The organism is Streptomyces sp. NPDC030820, assembly GCF_055572075.1.
Genome location: NZ_JBVIEB010000009.1, coordinates 311,043 through 330,446, shown reverse-complemented (window position 1 = coordinate 330,446; position 19,404 = coordinate 311,043). Strand labels below are relative to the sequence as shown.

17 protein-coding genes are annotated in these 19,404 nt (G+C 70.4%); 13 read left to right on the top strand and 4 right to left on the bottom strand.

Annotated features, from left to right (window positions below; all coding sequences use genetic code 11):
- The first annotated feature begins 96 nt into the window (after window positions 1-96).
- From ACZ418_RS26050 to serA, 4 genes are all read left to right on the top strand, one after another.
- Window positions 97-1,944: an acetolactate synthase large subunit gene (locus ACZ418_RS26050; RefSeq protein WP_468367191.1), complete on the top strand. Its 1,848-nt coding sequence runs from the start codon at window positions 97-99 to the stop codon at window positions 1,942-1,944.
- A gap of 20 nt (window positions 1,945-1,964) precedes the next feature.
- The gene (ilvN, locus tag ACZ418_RS26045; protein ID WP_055708145.1) at window positions 1,965-2,489 is read left to right on the top strand and encodes an acetolactate synthase small subunit; all 525 of its coding nucleotides are present in this window, start codon (window positions 1,965-1,967) and stop codon (window positions 2,487-2,489) included.
- Between the two features lie 131 nt (window positions 2,490-2,620).
- Entirely contained in the window at window positions 2,621-3,619 is a 999-nt protein-coding gene (gene ilvC / locus ACZ418_RS26040) for a ketol-acid reductoisomerase (RefSeq protein ID WP_468367188.1), read from the top strand.
- A 243-nt stretch (window positions 3,620-3,862) separates the two neighbouring features.
- Entirely contained in the window at window positions 3,863-5,452 is a 1,590-nt protein-coding gene (serA, locus tag ACZ418_RS26035; protein WP_468367185.1) for a phosphoglycerate dehydrogenase, read from the top strand.
- A 61-nt stretch (window positions 5,453-5,513) separates the two neighbouring features.
- Here serA and ACZ418_RS26030 read toward each other — a convergent pair whose 3' ends face one another.
- Window positions 5,514-7,058: an MFS transporter gene (locus tag ACZ418_RS26030; RefSeq protein ID WP_468367182.1), complete on the bottom strand. Its 1,545-nt coding sequence runs from the start codon at window positions 7,056-7,058 to the stop codon at window positions 5,514-5,516.
- A gap of 98 nt (window positions 7,059-7,156) precedes the next feature.
- Here ACZ418_RS26030 and ACZ418_RS26025 point away from each other — a divergent pair, with 98 nt between their 5' ends.
- Window positions 7,157-7,753 carry a TetR/AcrR family transcriptional regulator gene (locus ACZ418_RS26025; RefSeq protein WP_468367179.1) on the top strand — a complete coding sequence of 199 codons (597 nt, stop codon included), beginning with the start codon at window positions 7,157-7,159 and terminating at the stop codon, window positions 7,751-7,753.
- A 64-nt stretch (window positions 7,754-7,817) separates the two neighbouring features.
- On the opposite strand, the gene ACZ418_RS26020 is transcribed toward ACZ418_RS26025, so the two are convergent.
- On the bottom strand, window positions 7,818-9,296 hold the full coding sequence (locus tag ACZ418_RS26020) for a PucR family transcriptional regulator (RefSeq protein ID WP_468367176.1): 1,479 nt from the start codon (window positions 9,294-9,296) through the stop codon (window positions 7,818-7,820).
- 165 nt (window positions 9,297-9,461) lie between these two features.
- On the opposite strand from ACZ418_RS26020, the gene ACZ418_RS26015 reads away from it, so the two are divergent.
- Complete coding sequence (locus ACZ418_RS26015) at window positions 9,462-10,388, top strand: proline dehydrogenase family protein (protein ID WP_468367174.1); 927 nt, start codon at window positions 9,462-9,464, stop codon at window positions 10,386-10,388.
- Between the two features lie 39 nt (window positions 10,389-10,427).
- Window positions 10,428-12,059 (top strand): L-glutamate gamma-semialdehyde dehydrogenase, encoded by a 1,632-nt coding sequence (gene pruA, locus ACZ418_RS26010; RefSeq protein ID WP_468367171.1) that lies wholly within the window; start codon window positions 10,428-10,430, stop codon window positions 12,057-12,059.
- Window positions 12,060-12,126: 67 nt separating this feature from the next.
- On the opposite strand, the gene ACZ418_RS26005 is transcribed toward pruA, so the two are convergent.
- Window positions 12,127-12,528, bottom strand: a complete 402-nt coding sequence (locus tag ACZ418_RS26005; RefSeq protein WP_468367168.1) for a hypothetical protein — start codon at window positions 12,526-12,528, stop codon at window positions 12,127-12,129.
- A 269-nt stretch (window positions 12,529-12,797) separates the two neighbouring features.
- Between ACZ418_RS26005 and ACZ418_RS26000 the strand changes: the two genes are divergently transcribed.
- A complete protein-coding gene (locus ACZ418_RS26000) occupies window positions 12,798-13,337 on the top strand; it encodes a GNAT family N-acetyltransferase (RefSeq protein WP_468367165.1) in 540 nt (179 codons plus the stop codon).
- Window positions 13,338-13,344: 7 nt separating this feature from the next.
- Here the strand turns inward: ACZ418_RS26000 and ACZ418_RS25995 are convergent, their stop codons facing one another.
- Window positions 13,345-14,337 carry an NADP-dependent oxidoreductase gene (locus ACZ418_RS25995; RefSeq protein WP_468367162.1) on the bottom strand — a complete coding sequence of 331 codons (993 nt, stop codon included), beginning with the start codon at window positions 14,335-14,337 and terminating at the stop codon, window positions 13,345-13,347.
- Window positions 14,338-14,439: 102 nt separating this feature from the next.
- Between ACZ418_RS25995 and ACZ418_RS25990 the strand changes: the two genes are divergently transcribed.
- The 5 genes from ACZ418_RS25990 (at window position 14,440) to ACZ418_RS25970 (ending at window position 19,395) form a co-directional block, all read left to right on the top strand.
- Window positions 14,440-15,348 (top strand): LysR family transcriptional regulator, encoded by a 909-nt coding sequence (locus ACZ418_RS25990; protein ID WP_468367160.1) that lies wholly within the window; start codon window positions 14,440-14,442, stop codon window positions 15,346-15,348.
- A gap of 225 nt (window positions 15,349-15,573) precedes the next feature.
- On the top strand, window positions 15,574-15,705 hold the full coding sequence (locus tag ACZ418_RS25985; protein ID WP_107118689.1) for a hypothetical protein: 132 nt from the start codon (window positions 15,574-15,576) through the stop codon (window positions 15,703-15,705).
- Between the two features lie 89 nt (window positions 15,706-15,794).
- Entirely contained in the window at window positions 15,795-16,838 is a 1,044-nt protein-coding gene (locus tag ACZ418_RS25980; protein ID WP_468367157.1) for a 3-isopropylmalate dehydrogenase, read from the top strand.
- A gap of 245 nt (window positions 16,839-17,083) precedes the next feature.
- Window positions 17,084-18,172: a branched-chain amino acid aminotransferase gene (locus tag ACZ418_RS25975; protein WP_468367154.1), complete on the top strand. Its 1,089-nt coding sequence runs from the start codon at window positions 17,084-17,086 to the stop codon at window positions 18,170-18,172.
- A 152-nt stretch (window positions 18,173-18,324) separates the two neighbouring features.
- A complete protein-coding gene (locus ACZ418_RS25970; protein ID WP_468367151.1) occupies window positions 18,325-19,395 on the top strand; it encodes a hypothetical protein in 1,071 nt (356 codons plus the stop codon).
- Window positions 19,396-19,404 lie beyond the last annotated feature (9 nt).

Here is a 19,404-nt window from a genome sequence, read left to right as displayed (position 1 = left end):
GCACGAGGGGTTTTTTGTTGCACGAGTATCTTTCGTGCAGCGCTTGAACTCCGTACAAACCTCGCAAAAACCCTCAGCATCGAGAAGAGAATGCCGATGACCGAGCAGGCCACCGGGGCCCATCCGCAGCCGCGGCCCCGATCCGGAGGACAACAGTCCGCCCCCGTCGAGCACGTCACGGGTGCGCAGTCCCTCATCCGCTCCCTCGAGGAGGTCGGCGCTGACACGGTATTCGGCATTCCCGGCGGCGCGATCCTGCCGGCGTACGACCCCCTGATGGACTCGACGAGGGTCCGTCATGTGCTGGTCCGCCACGAGCAGGGCGCCGGCCACGCGGCCACCGGCTATGCGCAGGCCACCGGCAAGGTCGGCGTCTGCATGGCGACCTCCGGCCCGGGTGCCACCAACCTGGTCACGCCGATCGCCGACGCCCATATGGACTCCGTCCCGCTGGTCGCGATCACCGGTCAGGTGGCGTCCAAGGCGATCGGCACGGACGCCTTCCAGGAGGCGGACATCGTCGGCATCACCATGCCGATCACCAAGCACAACTTCCTCGTCACCAAGGCCGAGGACATCCCGCGGATCATCGCGCAGGCGTTCCACATCGCCTCCACCGGTCGCCCGGGCCCGGTCCTGGTCGACATCGCCAAGGACGCCCTCCAGGCGAAGACCGTCTTCTCCTGGCCGCCCACCATGGACCTGCCCGGCTACCGCCCGGTGACCAAGCCGCACGCCAAGCAGATCCGCGAGGCGGCCAAGCTGATCACCTCCGCCAAGCGGCCCGTCCTCTACGTCGGCGGCGGCGTCATCAAGGCGCACGCCACCGCCGAGCTGAAGGTCCTCGCCGAACTCACCGGAGCGCCCGTCACCACCACCCTGATGGCGCTCGGCGCGTTCCCCGACAGCCACCCGCTGCACGTGGGAATGCCGGGCATGCACGGTGCGGTCACCGCCGTCACCGCGCTGCAGAAGGCCGACCTGATCGTCGCCCTCGGCGCCCGCTTCGACGACCGCGTCACCGGCAGGCTGGACAGCTTCGCGCCGTACGCCAAGATCGTCCACGCCGACATCGACCCGGCCGAGATCGGCAAGAACCGGGCCGCGGACGTGCCGATCGTCGGTGACGCCCGCGAGGTCATCGCCGACCTGGTCCAGGCCGTGCAGAAGGAGCACAGCGAGGGGCACAAGGGCGACTGCACCGCCTGGTGGAGCGACCTCAACCGCTGGCGCGACACCTACCCGCTCGGCTACGACCAGCCCGAGGACGGCTCGCTCTCCCCGCAGCAGGTCATCGAACGCATCGGCCAACTCGCGCCCGAGGGCACGATCTTCGCCGCGGGCGTCGGCCAGCACCAGATGTGGGCCGCGCACTTCATCCAGTACGACAAGCCCGCCACCTGGCTGAACTCCGGCGGCGCCGGAACCATGGGCTACGCGGTCCCGGCCGCGATGGGCGCCAAGGCCGGACAGCCGGACCGCACGGTCTGGGCGATCGACGGCGACGGCTGCTTCCAGATGACCAATCAGGAACTGACCACCTGCGCCCTGAACAACATCCCGATCAAGGTCGCCATCATCAACAACGGCGCCCTCGGAATGGTCCGCCAGTGGCAGACCCTGTTCTACAACCAGCGCTACTCCAACACCGTGCTGCACAGCGGCCCCGACGACATCAACCCGGAGGCCAAGGGCACGCGCGTGCCGGACTTCGTGAAGCTGTCCGAGGCGATGGGCTGCGTGGGCCTGCGCTGCGAGCGCCCGGAGGACCTGGACAAGGTCATCCAGGAGGCGAACTCCATCAACGACCGCCCCGTCGTCATCGACTTCATCGTCCACGAGGACGCCATGGTGTGGCCGATGGTCGCCGCCGGCACCTCCAACGACGAGATCATGGCCGCCCGGGACGTCCGCCCCGACTTCGGCGACAACGAAGACGACTGAGCGAGGAAGAGCAGAGAAACATGTCCAAGCACACGCTCTCCGTCCTGGTGGAGAACACGCCGGGCATCCTCGCCCGGATCGCCGCCCTGTTCTCCCGCCGCGGCTTCAACATCGACTCGCTCGCGGTGGGCGTCACCGAGCACCCCGACATCTCCCGCATCACCATCGTGGTGGGCGTCGAGGACCTGCCGCTGGAGCAGGTGACCAAGCAGCTCAACAAGCTCGTCAACGTGCTGAAGATCGTGGAGCTGGAGCCCGGTCAGGCCGTGCAGCGCGAACTCGTCCTGGTGAAGGTCCGCGCCGACAACGAGACCCGCTCCCAGATCGTCGAGATCGTCCAGCTGTTCCGCGCCAAGACCGTCGACGTCTCCCCGGAGGCCGTCACCATCGAGGCCACCGGATCCAGCGAGAAGCTGTCCGCCATGCTCAAGATGCTGGAGCCGTTCGGCATCAAGGAGCTGGTGCAGTCCGGCACGATCGCGATCGGCCGCGGCGCCCGTTCGATCACGGACCGCTCGCTGCGCGCCCTCGACCGATCCGCGTAAAGCTGAAGTACGGCTGAAACCGGGCGGTCGGCGACACGCCGTCCGCCCGGATGCCGAGACCCCGAGACTTCCCTTCCCCTCACCGTCATACGGTGGGACGCACAACCTGCACACCAAGGAGAGAACCCAAAGTGGCCGAGCTGTTCTACGACGCTGACGCCGACCTGTCCATCATCCAGGGCCGCAAGGTCGCGGTCATCGGCTACGGCAGCCAGGGCCACGCCCACGCGCTGTCGCTGCGCGACTCCGGTGTCGACGTCCGCGTCGGTCTGCACGAGGGCTCCAAGTCCAAGGCCAAGGCCGAGGAGCAGGGCCTGCGCGTGGTGACGCCGTCCGAGGCCGCCGCCGAGGCCGACGTCATCATGATCCTGGTGCCGGACCCGATCCAGGCCCAGGTCTACGAGGAATCCATCGCCCCGAACCTGAAGGACGGCGACGCGCTGTTCTTCGGCCATGGCTTCAACATCCGCTTCGGCTTCATCAAGCCCCCGGCCGGCGTGGACGTCTGCATGGTCGCCCCGAAGGGCCCGGGCCACCTGGTGCGCCGTCAGTACGAGGAGGGCCGCGGCGTTCCGTGCATCGCCGCCGTCGAGCAGGACGCCTCCGGCAACGCCTTCGCGCTCGCGCTGTCGTACGCCAAGGGCATCGGCGGGACCCGCGCCGGCGTCATCAAGACGACGTTCACCGAGGAGACCGAGACCGACCTGTTCGGCGAGCAGGCCGTCCTCTGCGGTGGTACGGCCGCGCTGGTCAAGGCGGGCTTCGAGACCCTGACCGAGGCCGGCTACCAGCCGGAGATCGCCTACTTCGAGTGCCTGCACGAGCTGAAGCTGATCGTGGACCTCATGTACGAGGGCGGCCTGGAGAAGATGCGCTGGTCCATCTCGGAGACCGCCGAGTGGGGCGACTACGTCACCGGCCCGCGGATCATCACCGAGGCCACCAAGGCCGAGATGAAGAAGGTCCTCGCCGAGATCCAGGACGGCTCCTTCGCCCAGCAGTGGATGGACGAGTACCACGGCGGTCTGAAGAAGTACAACGAGTACAAGAAGCAGGACTCCGAGCACCTGCTGGAGACCACCGGCAAGCAGCTGCGCAAGCTGATGAGCTGGGTGAACGAGGAGGCGTAAGTCTCACGTCAGGGGGCCGGGGCATGCTGCTCCGGCCCCCGTCGTCCATCTGTTGTCCACCCCGTCCAGCCCCGGACGGGTGATCCTTCCGTGGAGGCGCAAGATGCCCTGCGCCACGCCACTAGACTGCTGCACAACACGCGTCAGGCCCACAGCGTCGTGCGTCTTCCGCGGCTAGCCCCCTCCTCCGCCTGCGGCCGTCGGGACGGCCGTCCGCATGCTCTGGACTTGTGAGGACCTCACGTGAGCTCGAAACCCGTCGTACTCATCGCTGAAGAGCTTTCGCCCGCGACCGTGGACGCGCTCGGCCCGGACTTCGAGATCCGGCACACCAATGGAGCCGATCGAGCCGAACTGCTCCCCGCCATCGCCGACGTCGACGCGATCCTGATCCGCTCCGCCACCAAGGTCGACGCCGAGGCCATCGCCGCGGCGAAGAAGCTCAAGGTCGTCGCCCGCGCCGGCGTCGGCCTGGACAACGTCGACGTCTCCGCCGCCACCAAAGCCGGCGTGATGGTCGTCAACGCCCCGACCTCCAACATCGTGACCGCCGCCGAGCTGGCCTGCGGTCTCATCCTCGCCTCCGCCCGCAACATCCCGCAGGCCAACGCCGCGCTGAAGAACGGCGAGTGGAAGCGCAGCAAGTACACGGGCGTCGAGCTGGCCGAGAAGACCCTCGGTGTCGTCGGCCTCGGCCGCATCGGCGCCCTGGTCGCCCAGCGCATGTCCGCCTTCGGCATGAAGGTCGTCGCCTACGACCCCTACGTGCAGCCCGCGCGGGCCGCGCAGATGGGCGTCAAGGTCCTCTCCCTGGACGAGCTGCTGGAGGTCTCCGACTTCATCACCGTCCACCTGCCCAAGACCCCCGAGACCCTCGGCCTCATCGGCGACGAGGCGCTGCGCAAGGTCAAGCCGAGCGTGCGCATCGTCAACGCCGCGCGCGGCGGCATCGTGGACGAGGCGGCGCTGTACTCGGCGCTGAAGGAGGGCCGGGTCGCCGGCGCCGGCCTCGACGTGTACGCCAAGGAGCCGTGCACCGACTCCCCGCTGTTCGAGCTGGACCAGGTCGTGTGCACCCCGCACCTCGGCGCCTCCACCGACGAGGCGCAGGAGAAGGCGGGCATCGCGGTCGCCAAGTCCGTCCGCCTCGCCCTCGCCGGTGAACTGGTGCCGGACGCGGTCAACGTCCAGGGCGGTGTCATCGCCGAGGACGTCAAGCCGGGCCTGCCGCTCGCCGAGCGCCTCGGCCGCATCTTCACCGCGCTCGCCGGTGAGGTGGCGGTCCGCCTCGACGTCGAGGTCTACGGCGAGATCACCCAGCACGACGTGAAGGTCCTTGAGCTGTCCGCGCTCAAGGGCGTCTTCGAGGACGTCGTCGACGAGACGGTGTCCTACGTCAACGCGCCGCTGTTCGCCCAGGAGCGGGGCGTCGAGGTCCGGCTGACCACCAGCTCCGAGTCGGCCGAGCACCGCAACGTCGTCACCGTGCGCGGCACGCTCGCGGACGGCGAGGAGGTGTCGGTCTCCGGCACGCTGGCCGGCCCGAAGCACGTCCAGAAGATCGTCGCGGTCGGCGACTACGACGTCGACCTCGCCCTCGCCGACCACATGGTCGTCCTGCGCTACGAGGACCGCCCCGGTGTCGTCGGCACCGTCGGCCGCATCCTCGGCGAGGCGGGCATCAACATCGCCGGCATGCAGGTCGCTCGCGCGGTCGCCGGTGGTGAGGCGCTGGCCGTGCTCACCGTCGACGACACGGTTTCCTCCGGTGTGCTGGCCGAGGTGGCCTCGGAGATCGGCGCGACGTCCGCCCGCTCCGTGAACCTCGTCTGACGCATCGACAAAGAGCCGGACGGGCTGACGAAAGTCAGCCCGTCCGGCGCTTTCGCGTCTCCTAGTTGTCGCTGTTGTCGCTGACCGCGATCCTCCGCAGCGTCACAGCCGCCCCCACCGCCGCCAGCGCCACCACGCCGGCCCCGGCGATCGCCGCGCCCTGCATCCCGCTGGTGAAGGCCTCGCGGGCCGTGGCGAGGAGGGACTCGCCGGCGGGGCCGGGCAGGTGGGCGGCCGTGGCGAGGGCGTCGCCCAGGGTCTCGCGGGCCCCGGCCGGGGCGGTGGCCGGCATCTCGTGGCGGTAGATCGCCGTACCGATCGAGCCGAGGACCGCCATGCCGAGCGCGCCGCCGAACTCGGCGCTGGTCTCCAGCAGGGAGGAGGCCGTGCCCGCCCGCTCCACCGGGGCGCCGCTCATGGCCAGGTCGGTCAGCTGGGAGACGATCGCGACCATCCCGCAGGCGAGGACGCCGGCCCCGGCCAGCGCCAGCCACAGCGAGTCGGTGCCGACGAGGGCGAGCATCGAGTAACCGGCCGCCATGGCCGCGAAGCCGCCGGCGACGACGTACCCCCGGTTGACGCCCCGCTGGACGAGCTGTGCGGTGACCGGACCGGCGATCCCGATGAACACCGAGGGCAGCAGGCTCCACAGGGCCGCCGAGAGCGGGCTCTTGCCGAGGACCGACTGCAGGTACTGCGTGGTGAAGATGGCCGAGCCCATCATGGCGAGGGCGGCGACGAGGTTGAGGACCAGCGCCGGGGTGAAGCCGTGGCCCTTCAGCAGGGCCGGCGGGATCAGCGGGGAGGCGTTCGTGCGCTGACGGCGGACGAACAGGGCCGCGAAGAGCAGGCCGACGGTGACCGAGACGACGTAGAGCGGGTGCCAGCCCTCGGAGGGGATCTCCTTCAGGCCGTAGATCACGGGGAGCACGGCGGCCATCGACAGCGGGACGCTCACCCAGTCGAAACGGCCCGGGTTCGGGTCCTTCGACTCCGGCAGCAGCACCGGGCCGAGGAGCAGCAGCAGGGCCATCGCGGGCAGGTTGACCAGGAAGACCGAGCCCCACCAGAAGTGCTCGACGAGGATGCCGCTCATCACCGAGCCGAGCGCGATACCGCCGGTCATGACGCCGGACCACAGCCCGATCGCCTTCGCCCGCTGGCCGGGGTCGGTGAACATCGTGCGCAGCAGCGCCATCGTCGACGGCATCAGGGTCGCGCCGCCGAGGCCGAGGACCGCGCGGGCCGCGATCAGGGTCTCGGCGCTGCTCGCGTAGGCCGCGAGGAGCGAGGCGGCGCCGAAGGCGGCGGCGCCCATCAGCAGGAGCTTGCGGCGGCCGATGCGGTCGCCGAGGGAGCCCATCGTCATCAGCAGGCCGGCCAGGACGAAGCCGTAGACGTCGAAGATCCACAGCTGCTGGGTGCCGCTCGGGTGCAGGTCCGCGGCGATCGCGGGGGTCGCGAAGTACAGGACGGAGACGTCCATCGAGACCAGCAGCAGCGGCAGCATCAGCACGCCGAGAGCGATCCACTCGCGGCGCCCGGCACGGGCTGGGGCGGCGCTGTCGGCGCCGACGGGGGTGGTGGTGCTCGTCGAGTTCGTCATGGCAGTGACTGTACGGGCGTATTAAACGCTTGTCTAGAACGCACGTATAAGTCATCCGTCTAGGACGTCCGTATGGATCGGCGGTAGGGTTGGTGGGCATGGGACACCGTGAGGATCTGCTCGAAGGCGCCAAGCGCTGCCTGCTGGAGAAGGGGTTCCTGCGCACGACCGCGCGGGACATCGTCAAGGAGTCGGGCACCAACCTGGCGTCCATCGGCTACCACTACGGGTCGAAGGCCGAGTTGCTGGTGCAGGCGTACGTCTCGCTGATCGAGGGCGTGGGGGAGCGGTTCGACCCGGGGTTCGGTGGGACGATGACCGAGCCTCCCGGTTCGCTGGCGCGCTTCCAGGAGGTGTGGACGAGCATCATCCGCACGGTGCCCGAGTCACGGGCGATCTGGATGCTGAGCTTCGAGCTGATGTTCCAGGACGAGCGGCTGGAGGAGGTGCGCAAGCTGCTGGCCGAGGCCCAGCAGGAGGGCCGCTCGGGGCTGGTGGCGATGTTCAGCGGCATCCCGGAGTCCGACGTCGACCCGGAGGCGGTGGACACCGAGGGCCGTCTCTACCAGACCCTCCTGAACGGCCTCATGGTCCAGTGGCTCTTCGACCCGTCCTCGGCGACCACCGCCGAGCAACTGACGGCGGGGCTACGGCGGATCATGGCGGCGGCGGGCACTGGCACGGAGACTCGGTGATCGGGTGGGGGAAGGTGGCGTAGGCCGGGAAGTGACCGTTGGGCCGCTCGCTTCTTCGGCCAGGTCAGCCAGGTCTGCGGCCCAGGCGCGCCCGCTTCAGTGCCATGTGCAGGAGCAGGCGGTCCTCGCCGTCGTCCAGGTCCAGGCCCGTCAGCTGCTCCACCCGGGAGAGGCGGTAGTACAGGGTCTGGCGGTGGATGCCCAGTTCGGCCGCCGTGCGGGCGGCCTGGCCGGCGCAGTCGAGGTAGACCTCGGCGGTGCGGGCCAGCTCCCGGTTGGCGGGGGAGAGCAGAGGGCCGACCACGGGATCGTGCGCGGCCTGCGGCGGCAGCGCGGTCAGCAGCCGGTACGGCCCGATGCGCGCCCACTCCGCGACCGGCCCGAACCGCGGCTCGGCCAGCGCGGCGCGCGCGGCGGCGGTGGCTTCCTGCCAGACCGTGCCCAGCTCGGCGAGTCCGTTACGGGGATCACCGACCCCGGCCGCGCATCCGGCACCCCCGGCGACCCGGGCCCCCGCTCCGGCGAATCCCGCCGCGGCTGCCGTGGCCGCCCCCGACCCGGCCCCCCGCCCCGTTCCTCCGGTTCCTCCCGCAGACCCCGCCCCGCGCCCTGCTCCTCCCGATGCCCCTGCCCCCGTCCCTGCCCCTGCCCCTGCCCCTTGCCCCGCTTCTCCTGCGTCTCCCGCCGCCCGACTGCCGCGCCCCGCCCTTCCCGCCGCGCCACCAGCCCCCGTACCACGAGCCGATGTCCCCCGTGCCCCCTGCGCCTCCTTCAGCAACCGTCCAGCCGCGGTCAGGGCCGGGGTGCTCACCTCCGTGGTCCGTAGCCGTACCAGCAGTGCGAGGCTCTGTTCCGAGGGGCCCCAGGGAAGGGTGCACAGGGCGGTGGCGTGGGGGATCGTGCGGGCGGCGGGGGCGTCGTCCGGGTCGGGCGACGGCCAGGGGGCCACGCAGACGAGGGTGAACGGGCCGTCGGCGCGCGGGCCGAGGGCGGTGCGCAGTTCGGCCACCGCCATGTCCTGCTGCCAGCCGCGCTCGGCGGTGAGCACCGCCCGCAGCTCCCGGCTCAGCCCGGCCCCGGCCTCCGCCTCGTCCGCGAGCAGCGCACCGATCCGGCCGGCCACCTCCATCGCGGCGGCCAGCTGCGCGTCCGTCGGCCCCGGGTCGCCGTCCAGCAGCCAGACGTAACCGAGGACGACACCCCGGTGCCGTACGGGCAGACAGATCCGGCCGCGGTAGACGCCCGCCTCCGGGCTCGCCGGGATCCGCACCGGCCCGGTCGCGCGGGTGATGCCGAAGCCCTCGAACCACGACCGGACCGTGGCCGTGGAGCGCCGGGTCAGGATCGAGCGGGTGCGCACCGGGTCCAGCGCGGTGGGATCCAGCTCGTCTTCGCTGTCGTAGGCCCCGAAGGCGATCAGCTCGAAGTCGCGGTTCTCCAGGGTCGCCGGGACCCCGAGCAGCTCCGAGATCTCGTCCACGAGCTCCTGGTAGTCACCCTTGAAAGCCTTGAAATCCGCCGCCACTCGGGCATTCTCCCTCATTTTCCGGCGGCCTTCATACATCTGTCTGAGATCCGGTGCACGGATGCGTGACAGCTGTCGATGGCTCACGATCGGAGAGATCCTTAGGTTTCACGGTGGTTCTCCGTGCCGTACCCGAAGCGTTGGGTAATGGCCTATTTTGATGCTTGTCTGTGGAGGTGCCCCGTGCTGGGTCCCGTGATTCTCGCCGCGTCGCGCAGCGACCGGATGCGACGCCTGATCTCGGCGGCCCCGGTGACCAAGCAGGTCGTCGACCGCTTCATCCCCGGCGAGACCGTCGACGACATCGTGCCGATCATCAAGGACCTGACGGCCAAGGGCCTGGAGCTGACGATGGACGTCGTCGGCGAGGACATCACCACCCCCGAGCAGGCCACCGCCGCCCGGGACGCCTACCTGCTGCTGATCGACCGCCTCAAGGAGCTGCAGCTCGGCGAGAAGGTCGAGATGTCGGTCAAGCTGTCCATGTTCGGGCAGGCGCTCGACGGCGGGCACGAGCTGGCGCTCGCCAACGTCCGGCCGGTCGTCGAGGCCGCCGCCGCCATCGGTACGACCGTGACGCTGGACGCCGAGGACCACACCACCCTCGACTCGATGTTCGCCATCCACGAGGAGCTGCGGAAGGACTTCCCGCAGACCGGCTGTGTCATCCAGGCCTACCTCTTCCGTACCGAGGCCGACGCCCGCCGCCTCGCGGCCGCCGGCAGCCGCGTCCGCCTGGTGAAGGGCGCCTACAAGGAGCCCGCCGAGGTCGCCTACCAGCAGAAGCACGAGATCGACAAGGCGTACGTCCGTGTCCTGCGGATCCTGATGGAGGGCGAGGGGTACCCGATGATCGGGTCGCACGACCCGCGCCTGATCGCCATCGCCCAGGAGCTGGCCCACAAGGCCGGCCGCAAGCTGGACGAGTACGAGTTCCAGATGCTGTACGGCATCCGCGGCGACGAGCACCTGCGCCTGGCCGCCGAGGGCCACCGCATGCGCGTCTACACCGCCTACGGCACCGACTGGTACGGCTACTTCATGCGCCGTCTCGCGGAGAAGCCGGCGAACCTGCGCTTCTTCCTCCGCTCGATGGTCAGCAAGGGCTGAGTCCGAACACCCGCTCACGTACAAGGAGTCAAGGAACCTATGGACGCTGTGACCCAGGTCCCCACCCCCGTCAACGAGCCGGTGCACGGCTACGCCCCCGGCTCGCCCGAGCGCGCCCGGCTGGAGGCCAAGCTCAAGGAGCTCGCCGAGAACCCGATCGACCTGCCGATGACCATCGGCGGCGAGAAGCGGATGGGCGGCGGCGAGCCGTTCCAGGTGGTCCAGCCGCACAACCACAAGGCCGTCATCGGCACCCTGCGCAACGCCACCCAGCAGGACGCCAAGGACGCCATCGACGCGGCCCTCGCCGCCGCCCCGGCCTGGCGCGCCATGTCCTTCGACGACCGCGCCGCGATCATCCTGCGCGCCGCCGAGCTGCTGGCCGGCCCCTGGCGCGAGACGATCGCCGCCTCCACCATGCTCGGCCAGTCGAAGACCGCCCAGCAGGCCGAGATCGACACGCCGTGCGAGCTGGTCGACTTCTGGCGCTTCAACGTGCACTACGCCCGCCAGATTCTCGCCGAGCAGCCCCCGGCGAACTCCCCGGGTGTCTGGAACCGCCTGGACCACCGCCCGCTGGAGGGCTTCGTCTACGCGATCACGCCCTTCAACTTCAGTGCCATCGCGGGCAACCTGCCCACCGCCCCTGCGCTGATGGGCAACGTGGTCGTGTGGAAGCCGTCGCCGACGCAGACCCACGCGGCCGTGCTGCTGATGCAGCTGCTGGAGGAGGCCGGTCTGCCCAAGGGCGTCATCAACCTCGTCACGGGTGACGGCATCGAGGTCTCCAAGGTCGCCCTGGAGCACCGCGACCTGGCCGGCATCCACTTCACCGGTTCGACCAGGACCTTCCAGTACCTGTGGAAGACGGTCGGCACCAACATCGAGAAGTACCGCTCGTACCCGCGTCTGGTCGGTGAGACCGGCGGCAAGGACTTCCTGGTCGCCCACCCGAGCGCCGACCGCGCGGTGCTGAAGACCGCCCTGACCCGCGGTGCCTTCGAGTACCAGGGCCAGAAGTGCAGCGCCACCTCCCGCGCCTACATCCCGGCCTCCATCTGGAACTCCGGCTTCAAGGAGGAGTTCGCGGCCGAGGTCGACTACCTCACCATGGGTGACGTCACCGACCTGTCGAACTTCATCGGCGCCGTGATCGACGACCGTGCCTTCGCCAAGAACAAGGCCGCGATCGACCGCGCCAAGGAGGACCCGACCTGCGAGATCGTCGCGGGCGGCAGCTACGACGACTCGGTCGGCTACTTCGTCCGTCCGACGGTCATCGTCTCCACCGACCCGGAGAACGAGATCTTCCGCACGGAGTACTTCGGCCCGGTCCTCGGCGTCTACGTCTACGAGGACGACAAGTACGACGAGATGCTGGAGCAGATGGAGTCGGTGTCGGACTACGCCCTGACCGGTTCGGTCATCGCGAACGACCGTGCGGCGGCCGCATACACGATGGAGAAGCTCCGCTACGCGGCGGGCAACTTCTACATCAACGACAAGTCGACCGGCGCCGTCGTCGGCCAGCAGCCCTTCGGCGGCGGCCGCGCCTCCGGCACCAACGACAAGGCCGGCGCCCCGCAGAACCTGCTGCGCTGGACCCTGACCCGCGCCATCAAGGAGACCCTGGTCCCGCCGACCGACTACTCCTACCCGCACATGGGCTGACCCTCAGCCCCGTGAACCACGGGCCGGCAAGCCTGCCGTCGGAGCAGGCTCGCCGGCCCGTTGCCAGTCAGGAGAAGTTCAGCGTGACATCGTCGCCGTCGTGCCGGCCGCTCTGCCGCGTGTTCGGGTGGAAGGTGCTGGTCGTTCCGCCCGCGCTCTCGCAGTTCACGGTGACACGGAGGTTGAACTTCTTGCCCACCGGTACGGTGAGGTCGACAGGGCCGTAAGTTCCGTTCGCCTGGCCGTTGTTGTCCACGTCGTCCGCGACGGCTCCGTTACCGGCGTTCAGTGTCACGTCGGTGGGGACGGTGTTCGGGAACCTCGTCCCACAGTCCACTGTCCCGGAGTAGGTCACCGATCCCGTACTCGGTGCCGAGTGGGCCGGTCCCGAGACCAGGAGGCCACCGCCGAGGGTGGCCACGGCGAGGACCGCGAGGGTGCGGGAGACGCGCGATGTGTTCGTGGGCATGTCACCACCTGCCTCGATAGCGTGCGGGTGTCCGATGGGACCGCAGGAGCGCGCCGCGCCCGATAGCGGCGCTCGGCTGGTGAGAGGTTTCGGCGGGGTCGGCCGTGCGAGAGCCGGTATGTCACTGCCGTCCCGTCACAGCAGCACCGGCAGCCCCATCCGTTCCATCGACAACGTTGCTACGCCGCCTTTGGATCTGCAACCGCAAAGCCGTTGACTGTGAGTGACCCGTCAAACACGCGCGAGCGGTCAGGTGTGATACTGAGGGCATGGCCGCCGCTCTCCGTCTCGCCCACACCGCCGACCTGGATCCCCGCGAACTCCGTGCCGTCCGCGCCCTGTTGGACGAGGCGTTCGACGGGGACTTCTCCGACGAGGACTGGGATCACGGGCTCGGGGGCACGCACGCGCTCGTTCGCGACGGCGCCGGGATCGCCGCGCACGGGGCCGTCGTGATGCGCCGGATCCGCCATCGCGGGCGCTGGCTGCGCACCGGGTACGTGGAGGCCGTCGCCGTACGCGCCGACGTGCGGCGGACCGGGCTCGGCGGGCGGGTGATGGCCGGGCTGGAGCAGGTGATCGACCGGGCCTACGACCTCGGCGCGCTCTCCGCCAGCGAGGAGGGGGCCCTGTTGTACGCCGGCCGGGGCTGGCAGCAGTGGAGCGGACGCGTGCACGCCCTCTCGCCGGACGGGATCGTGCGGCTGCCGGAGGAGGAGGGGGACGTCTACGTGCGGCCCGCGCTCGCCGGGCCGCTGGACCCCGGCCGGGAGCTGGTCTTCGACTGGCGGGACGGCGACATCACCTGATGGGTCATCAGGCCGCGCGGACCAGGATCTTGCCCGTGTTGCCGCCGCGCAGCATCAGCAGGAACGCCTCCACGATCCGCCCGAACCCGTCGACCACCGTCTCGTCCGCCGTCAGCGCCCCGCTGCGCAGATGCGGTACGGCGAAGTCGTACAGCTCTTGCTGCGCGTCCCGGTGGTCCTTCACCAGGAAGCCCTCGATACGCAGGCTCTTCTCCACCACGTCCGCATGGTCGAAGAGGACGGGCGGGGCATCCGGGGTGTTGTACTGGCTGATCGTGCCGACCCGCACCACCCGGCCCCGCTCGCGCAGCGCGCCGATCGCCGCGCCCAGCTGGTCGCCGCCGACGTTGTCCACGAAGACGTCGATGCCGCCGGGGGCGGCCTGGGCCAGCAGGTCGGCGGCCGGAGCCGTGCGATAGTCGAAGGCGGTGTCGTAGCCGACCTGTTCCGTCAGGTACTTCACCTTCTCCTCGGTGCCCGCGCTGCCGATCACCCGGCCGGCGCCGAGCAGCCGGGCGAAGCGGCCGGTTGCCGTGCCGACCCCGCCCGCCGCGCCGGAGACGAACACGTCCTCGCCCGCGCGCAGCCGGGCGATCCGGGTCAGGGCGACGTACGCCGTCAGGCCCGTGCCGCCCAGCACGCTCAGATACGCCGACAGCGGCACGCCCGGGTGGTGCGGGAGCCGGCGGACCTCCTCGGGGCGCACCACCGAATGCGTGCGCCAGCCCCGGCGGTGGAAGACGATCTCGCCCTCGGGCAGCTCCGGGGTGCGGGAGGCGGTGACCCGGCCCAGCGTGCGGCCCTCCAGCGGGGCATTCAACGGGAAGTCCCCGTCCATCATTTCGCGGTGGTACGGGTCCACGGACCACAGCAGGTTCTCCACCAGGGCCGTGCCGGGCGCCGGTTCGGGTACCGGGGACTCGGCGAAGCGGAAGTGGCCGGCGGTGGGGAAGCCGGTGGGGCGGGAGGTCTGCTGCACGGTGAGCGCGATCTCGGTCATGGCAGGGACGGTAGGCGGGAATGCCGGACGCGGGCAGGGGGTTGGGCTCATGGAACGCGCCGATCCATGAAGCCGTCTCATACCCGCAGGTGGGAGCCCCGAATGACAGCAGTCGACCTTGCCCCGCAGGAGCTGAGGTTCCTGGTCGCCGTGGCCGACGAGGGCGCCTTCTCCGCCGCTGCCGCCCGGCTCGGGGCCACCCAGTCCGCCGTCTCCCACGCCGTGCGTGGCATCGAGCGGAAGCTGGGCGTCGTGCTCTTCGAACGCGGCCGGTTCGGGGCCCGGCCGACGCCCGCGGGGGAGCGGGCGGCCGCCCATGCGCGACGGGTGCTGCGCATGCTCCAGGCGCTGGCCGCCGACGCCCGCGGCGCGGACACCGGTGAGCTCTCCGGGCCGTTGCGGATCGCCGCCTTCCGCAGCGCCGCCCTGCGTCTGCTGCCGCCCGCCCTGGAGCGGCTCGCGGCACAGCACCCCGGTATCGAGGTGACCGTCACCGTCGTACGGGAACTGGGCGCCGGCACCGCGGGCGAGGTCGCCGCCGGGCGGGCCGACCTCGGCATCGCCACCCTGAGCGGGCCACCGGCGGCCGGACTGGTCGGCGGGGTGCTGCTGCAGGAGCCGTACTCCCTGGTGCATCCGGCCGGGCACCCGGATCCGCGCACCCTGCCGCTCGTCGACTGGGCCGAGAACTGCGGCTCCTACACGCGCGCCTGGTGGGCCGCTCAGGACTGGATACCGGCGGCGACCGTCAACGCCGAGGACGACGGGGCGGTGCTGTCGATGGTGGGCAGCGGGCTGGGCATGGCCATCATGCCCGCGCTCTCCCTCACCGGGGCGCCGCCCGCCGTCCGGATCACCGACCTCGGGCCGGAACGGCCGTACCGCTCCGTCGGCTATGTCACCACCCCGGAGCTCGCCGCCACGACCGCCGTACGGGCCCTGATCCGTGCCCTGCGGTCCCTCGGAGCGCCGTCACCCGAACACGCGAAGGCCCAGCTCAGAGCGGTGTGACGGGGTCCACTGTCTCAGATAGTAGGAAGTCCGAGTAATTGTGCAGACAGAACCGGGCCGCTCCCTTAGTTTTGTAGGAGCCGAACGTCTCGCTCGATCAAGCGAATGGCGGTCGTGAGCCGGGCCCGGTGCAGGCAACCCCTGCGGCCCCTGGCTCCCCGCCCCATCCGGCGTCTCGCAATCTCTCATTGCCGCACTCCGTGTTTGCCGAAGGAGTCGATTCCCATGGCCGAGACGACCGTCCGCCGCCGAGTCCGCCACGCGACCCGCACGAGCGAGTCCGACCGCAAGAACGCCGCCGCCGCCCTCCAGCGCGCCCTCGACCGCCGCGACAACGGCGGCGAGACCGGCCACTGACACCTCGTCCGATGCCGTCCATGCCATCCAGGTCGTCCATATGGCGGACGGGGCATGTCATTCCCTGGGACGAGGAGTAGGGTGCCCGCATGTCTCGCAGCATCAATCTCGCAGTGATCCCCGGGGACGGCATCGGACAGGAAGTCGTGTCCGAGGGTCTCAAGGTCCTCTCCGCCGTCCTGCCGCAGGATGTGAAGCTGGAGACGAAGGAGTACGACTTCGGCGCCAGGCGCTACCACGCCACCGGTGAGACCCTCACCGACGCCGATCTCGACGCGCTGAAGCAGCACGACGCCATCCTGCTCGGCGCCATCGGCGACCCGTCGGTGCCGTCCGGCGTCCTGGAGCGCGGCTTCCTCCTGAAGCTCCGCTTCGCCTTCGACCACCACGTCAACCTGCGCCCGTCGAAGCTCCTCCCCGGTGTCGCCACCCCGCTCGCCGGCCAGCCCGAGATCGACTTCGTCGTGGTCCGCGAGGGCACCGAGGGCCCCTACACCGGCAACGGCGGCACCATCCGCAAGGGCACCGAGCACGAGGTCGCCACCGAGGTCTCCGTCAACACGGCCTTCGGTGTCGAGCGCGTGGTCCGCGACGCCTTCGCCCGCGCCCAGGCCCGCCCGCGCAAGAAGCTCACCCTCGTCCACAAGAACAACGTGCTGACCTTCGCGGGTCACCTGTGGACGAACATCTTCAACAAGGTGGCCAAGGAGTTCCCGGAGGTCACCACCGACTACATCCACGTCGACGCGGCGACGATCTACCTCGTCACCGACCCGGCGCGGTTCGACGTCATCGTCACCGACAACCTCTTCGGCGACATCATCACCGACCTCGCCGCGGCCGTCTCCGGCGGCATCGGCGTGGCCGCGAGCGGGAACATCAACCCCTCCCGCGAATTCCCCTCGATGTTCGAGCCGGTCCACGGTTCCGCGCCCGACATCGCCGGCCAGGGCAAGGCCGACCCCACCGCCACGGTCCTGTCCGTCGCCCTGCTGCTGCGCCACCTCGGCTACGACAACGAGGCCGACCGCATCGACACCGCGGTCGCCGCGGACCTCACCGAGCGCGCCGCGCTGGGTGCCCGCAGCACCTCGCAGATCGGCGACGCGCTCGCCGCCCGAGTAGCCGGCTGACCCGGCGCCCCACCACGAAGCCGCCGGGTCGGACGACCGCCCGGCGGCTTTTCCACGTCCCCGCCGGGTGCCACCATCGACCCCTGGGCCGCTTTCACCCCCATTCCTTCCGCCGTAGGCCCCGCGCGATAATCGAACGCGGAGCCGCGGTATGAGGGAAAGCTCGGACGTCCTATCACTGAGAGGTCGCAGTGACGGGGCGTGAGCGCGGCCCGTCACTACAACCGGTGAAGGACAAACCACTCATGACGACGCCCACGATCGAGCTCAAGCCCTCCGCCAGTCCCCTCGCCGCCGCAGAGCGCGAGGCGATCCTGGCCAACCCCGGGTTCGGCCGCCACTTCACCGACCACATGGTGACGATCAGGTGGACCGAGGGCCGCGGCTGGCACGACGCCCAGCTCGTCCCGTACGGCCCGATCTCCCTCGACCCCTCCACCCACGTCCTGCACTACGGCCAGGAGATCTTCGAGGGACTGAAGGCCTACCGCCAGCCCGACGGCTCGATCGCGCTGTTCCGCCCCGAGGCGAACGCCCGCCGCTTCCGCAACTCCGCCCGCCGCATGGCCATGGCCGAGCTGCCCGAGGAGCTGTTCATCGCCGCGCTGGACGCGCTGCTCACCCAGGACGCGGACTGGGTCCCGCCGCACGGTGGCGAACAGTCCCTGTACCTGCGCCCGTTCATGTTCGCCACGGAGGCCGCGCTCGGCGTGCACCCGGCGAACGAGTACCTGTTCATGCTCATCGCCTCGCCCTCCGGCGCGTACTTCGCCGGTGGCGTCAAGCCGGTCACCATCTGGGTCTCCGAGGACCACGTCCGTGCCGTCCCCGGCGGCACCGGCGACGCCAAGACCGGCGGCAACTACGCCGCGTCGCTGCTGCCGCAGGCCGAGGCCGCCGCGCACGGCTGCGACCAGGTCGTCTACCTCGACGCGGTCACCCGCACCAAGGTCGAGGAGAGCGGCAGCATGAACGTCGCCTTCGTCTACGGCGACCGGATCGTCACCCCGGAGCTGACCGGCTCGATCCTGGAGGGCATCACCCGCGACTCCCTCCTCCAGGTCGCCCGCGACCTCGGCTACACCGCCGAGGAGGGCGTGGTCACCCTGGAGCAGTGGCGGGCGGACGCGGCCTCCGGTGCCCTCACCGAGGTCTTCGCCTGCGGCACCGCCGCCGTGGTCACGCCCATCGGCCACGTCAAGACCAAGACGGACGCCTGGACCCACGGCGACGGCACCCCCGGCGAGGTGACCCTCCGCCTGCGCGAGGCCCTGCTCGGCATCCAGCGCGGCGTGACGGAGGACAAGCACGGCTGGATGCACAGGATCGGCTGAGTTCCGCTTCACCGGCTGCCCGACGGGAGTGAATGGTGCGCGCGTTCGAGGCGTACCCCCACTCCCGCCCGGGTATCCACCCCTTCCGCGGGGGCGCGTGCCCCCCGCGAACACACATCCGGGGTGACACCCGAAACGGGGGAGGGGCGCACGTGAACGCATGGTCGCCGGTGCCACGGCTGCGCTGGTTGCTGCGCGCGTTACGCACTCCGCGCCGCCCGCAGAGTCTCACCGCGCTGGCGGCCCTCGCCGGCTGTGCGGCCCTGCTGCTGTGGACCGCTCACGGCATGGACGCCTACCAGCAGAACCTCGCGCTCAATCTCGGCACCGACCTGGTCGGCGTGGTCATCACCGTGTTCGTGATCGGCCCGCTGATCTCCCGCGCCCAGGAAGGCCGGGTCCGTGAGCACACCAGGCTCGACTACGAGTGGTTCGCCTCCCAGGTGCACGGTGCCACGGCCTGCGTGAAGGTGCTGGACACCTTCTCCAACCTGTTCGGGCCGCAGTTCTCCGAGCGTCTCTTCCGGGGGATCAAGGCGGCCACCGCGCACGGGGCGCGGGTGCAGATCCTGCTGCTGGACCCCGACTCGCTCGCGGTCATCCTGCGCGGCCGTGAACTGGGCGAGCAGAGCGCCGACATCCGCCGCGACATCATGCGCAACCTGCGCACCCTGGACCACTTCGCGCGCCGCCTGGACGACACCTCCCGCGCCCTGCTGGAGGTCCGCCTGTGCCAGACGTCCCCCGGTGTGACGCTCTACCGCTGGGACGAGCGCTGTCTGGTCTCCTTCCTCACGGTGGGCCGCCTCTCCGGCGAGGGCGTCCAGCTGGAGGTCGCCGTCCGCTCCCCGCTCGGCACCTTCGTGGAGCAGCGCTTCGACGAGCTGTGGGGGCAGAGCAAGCCCATGGAGCACTTCACCCGGCTGCCGCTCACCCTGGTCGACGCCGCCGACGGCCGCCGGGAGTTCCGCTGCCCGTTCGTGTCCGTCGAGGACCGCCTGTACGTCGCCGGGCCCGACCTCGTGTCGTACCTGGCCCGGCACCGCCGCGACCAACTCTCCGCCTACAGCGAGTCCTTGACCCTACCGGGTGCGCACGAGCTGGTCGTGGTCGACGACGAAAGTCCGCTGCACGCGCTCCTCATCCAGCACTTCGCGGAGAAGTACGATGCGTCGGCGGCCGCTTTCGTGGAGTTGCGGCCGCCGGTCCTGGTCACGGAATAGCGGACCCGG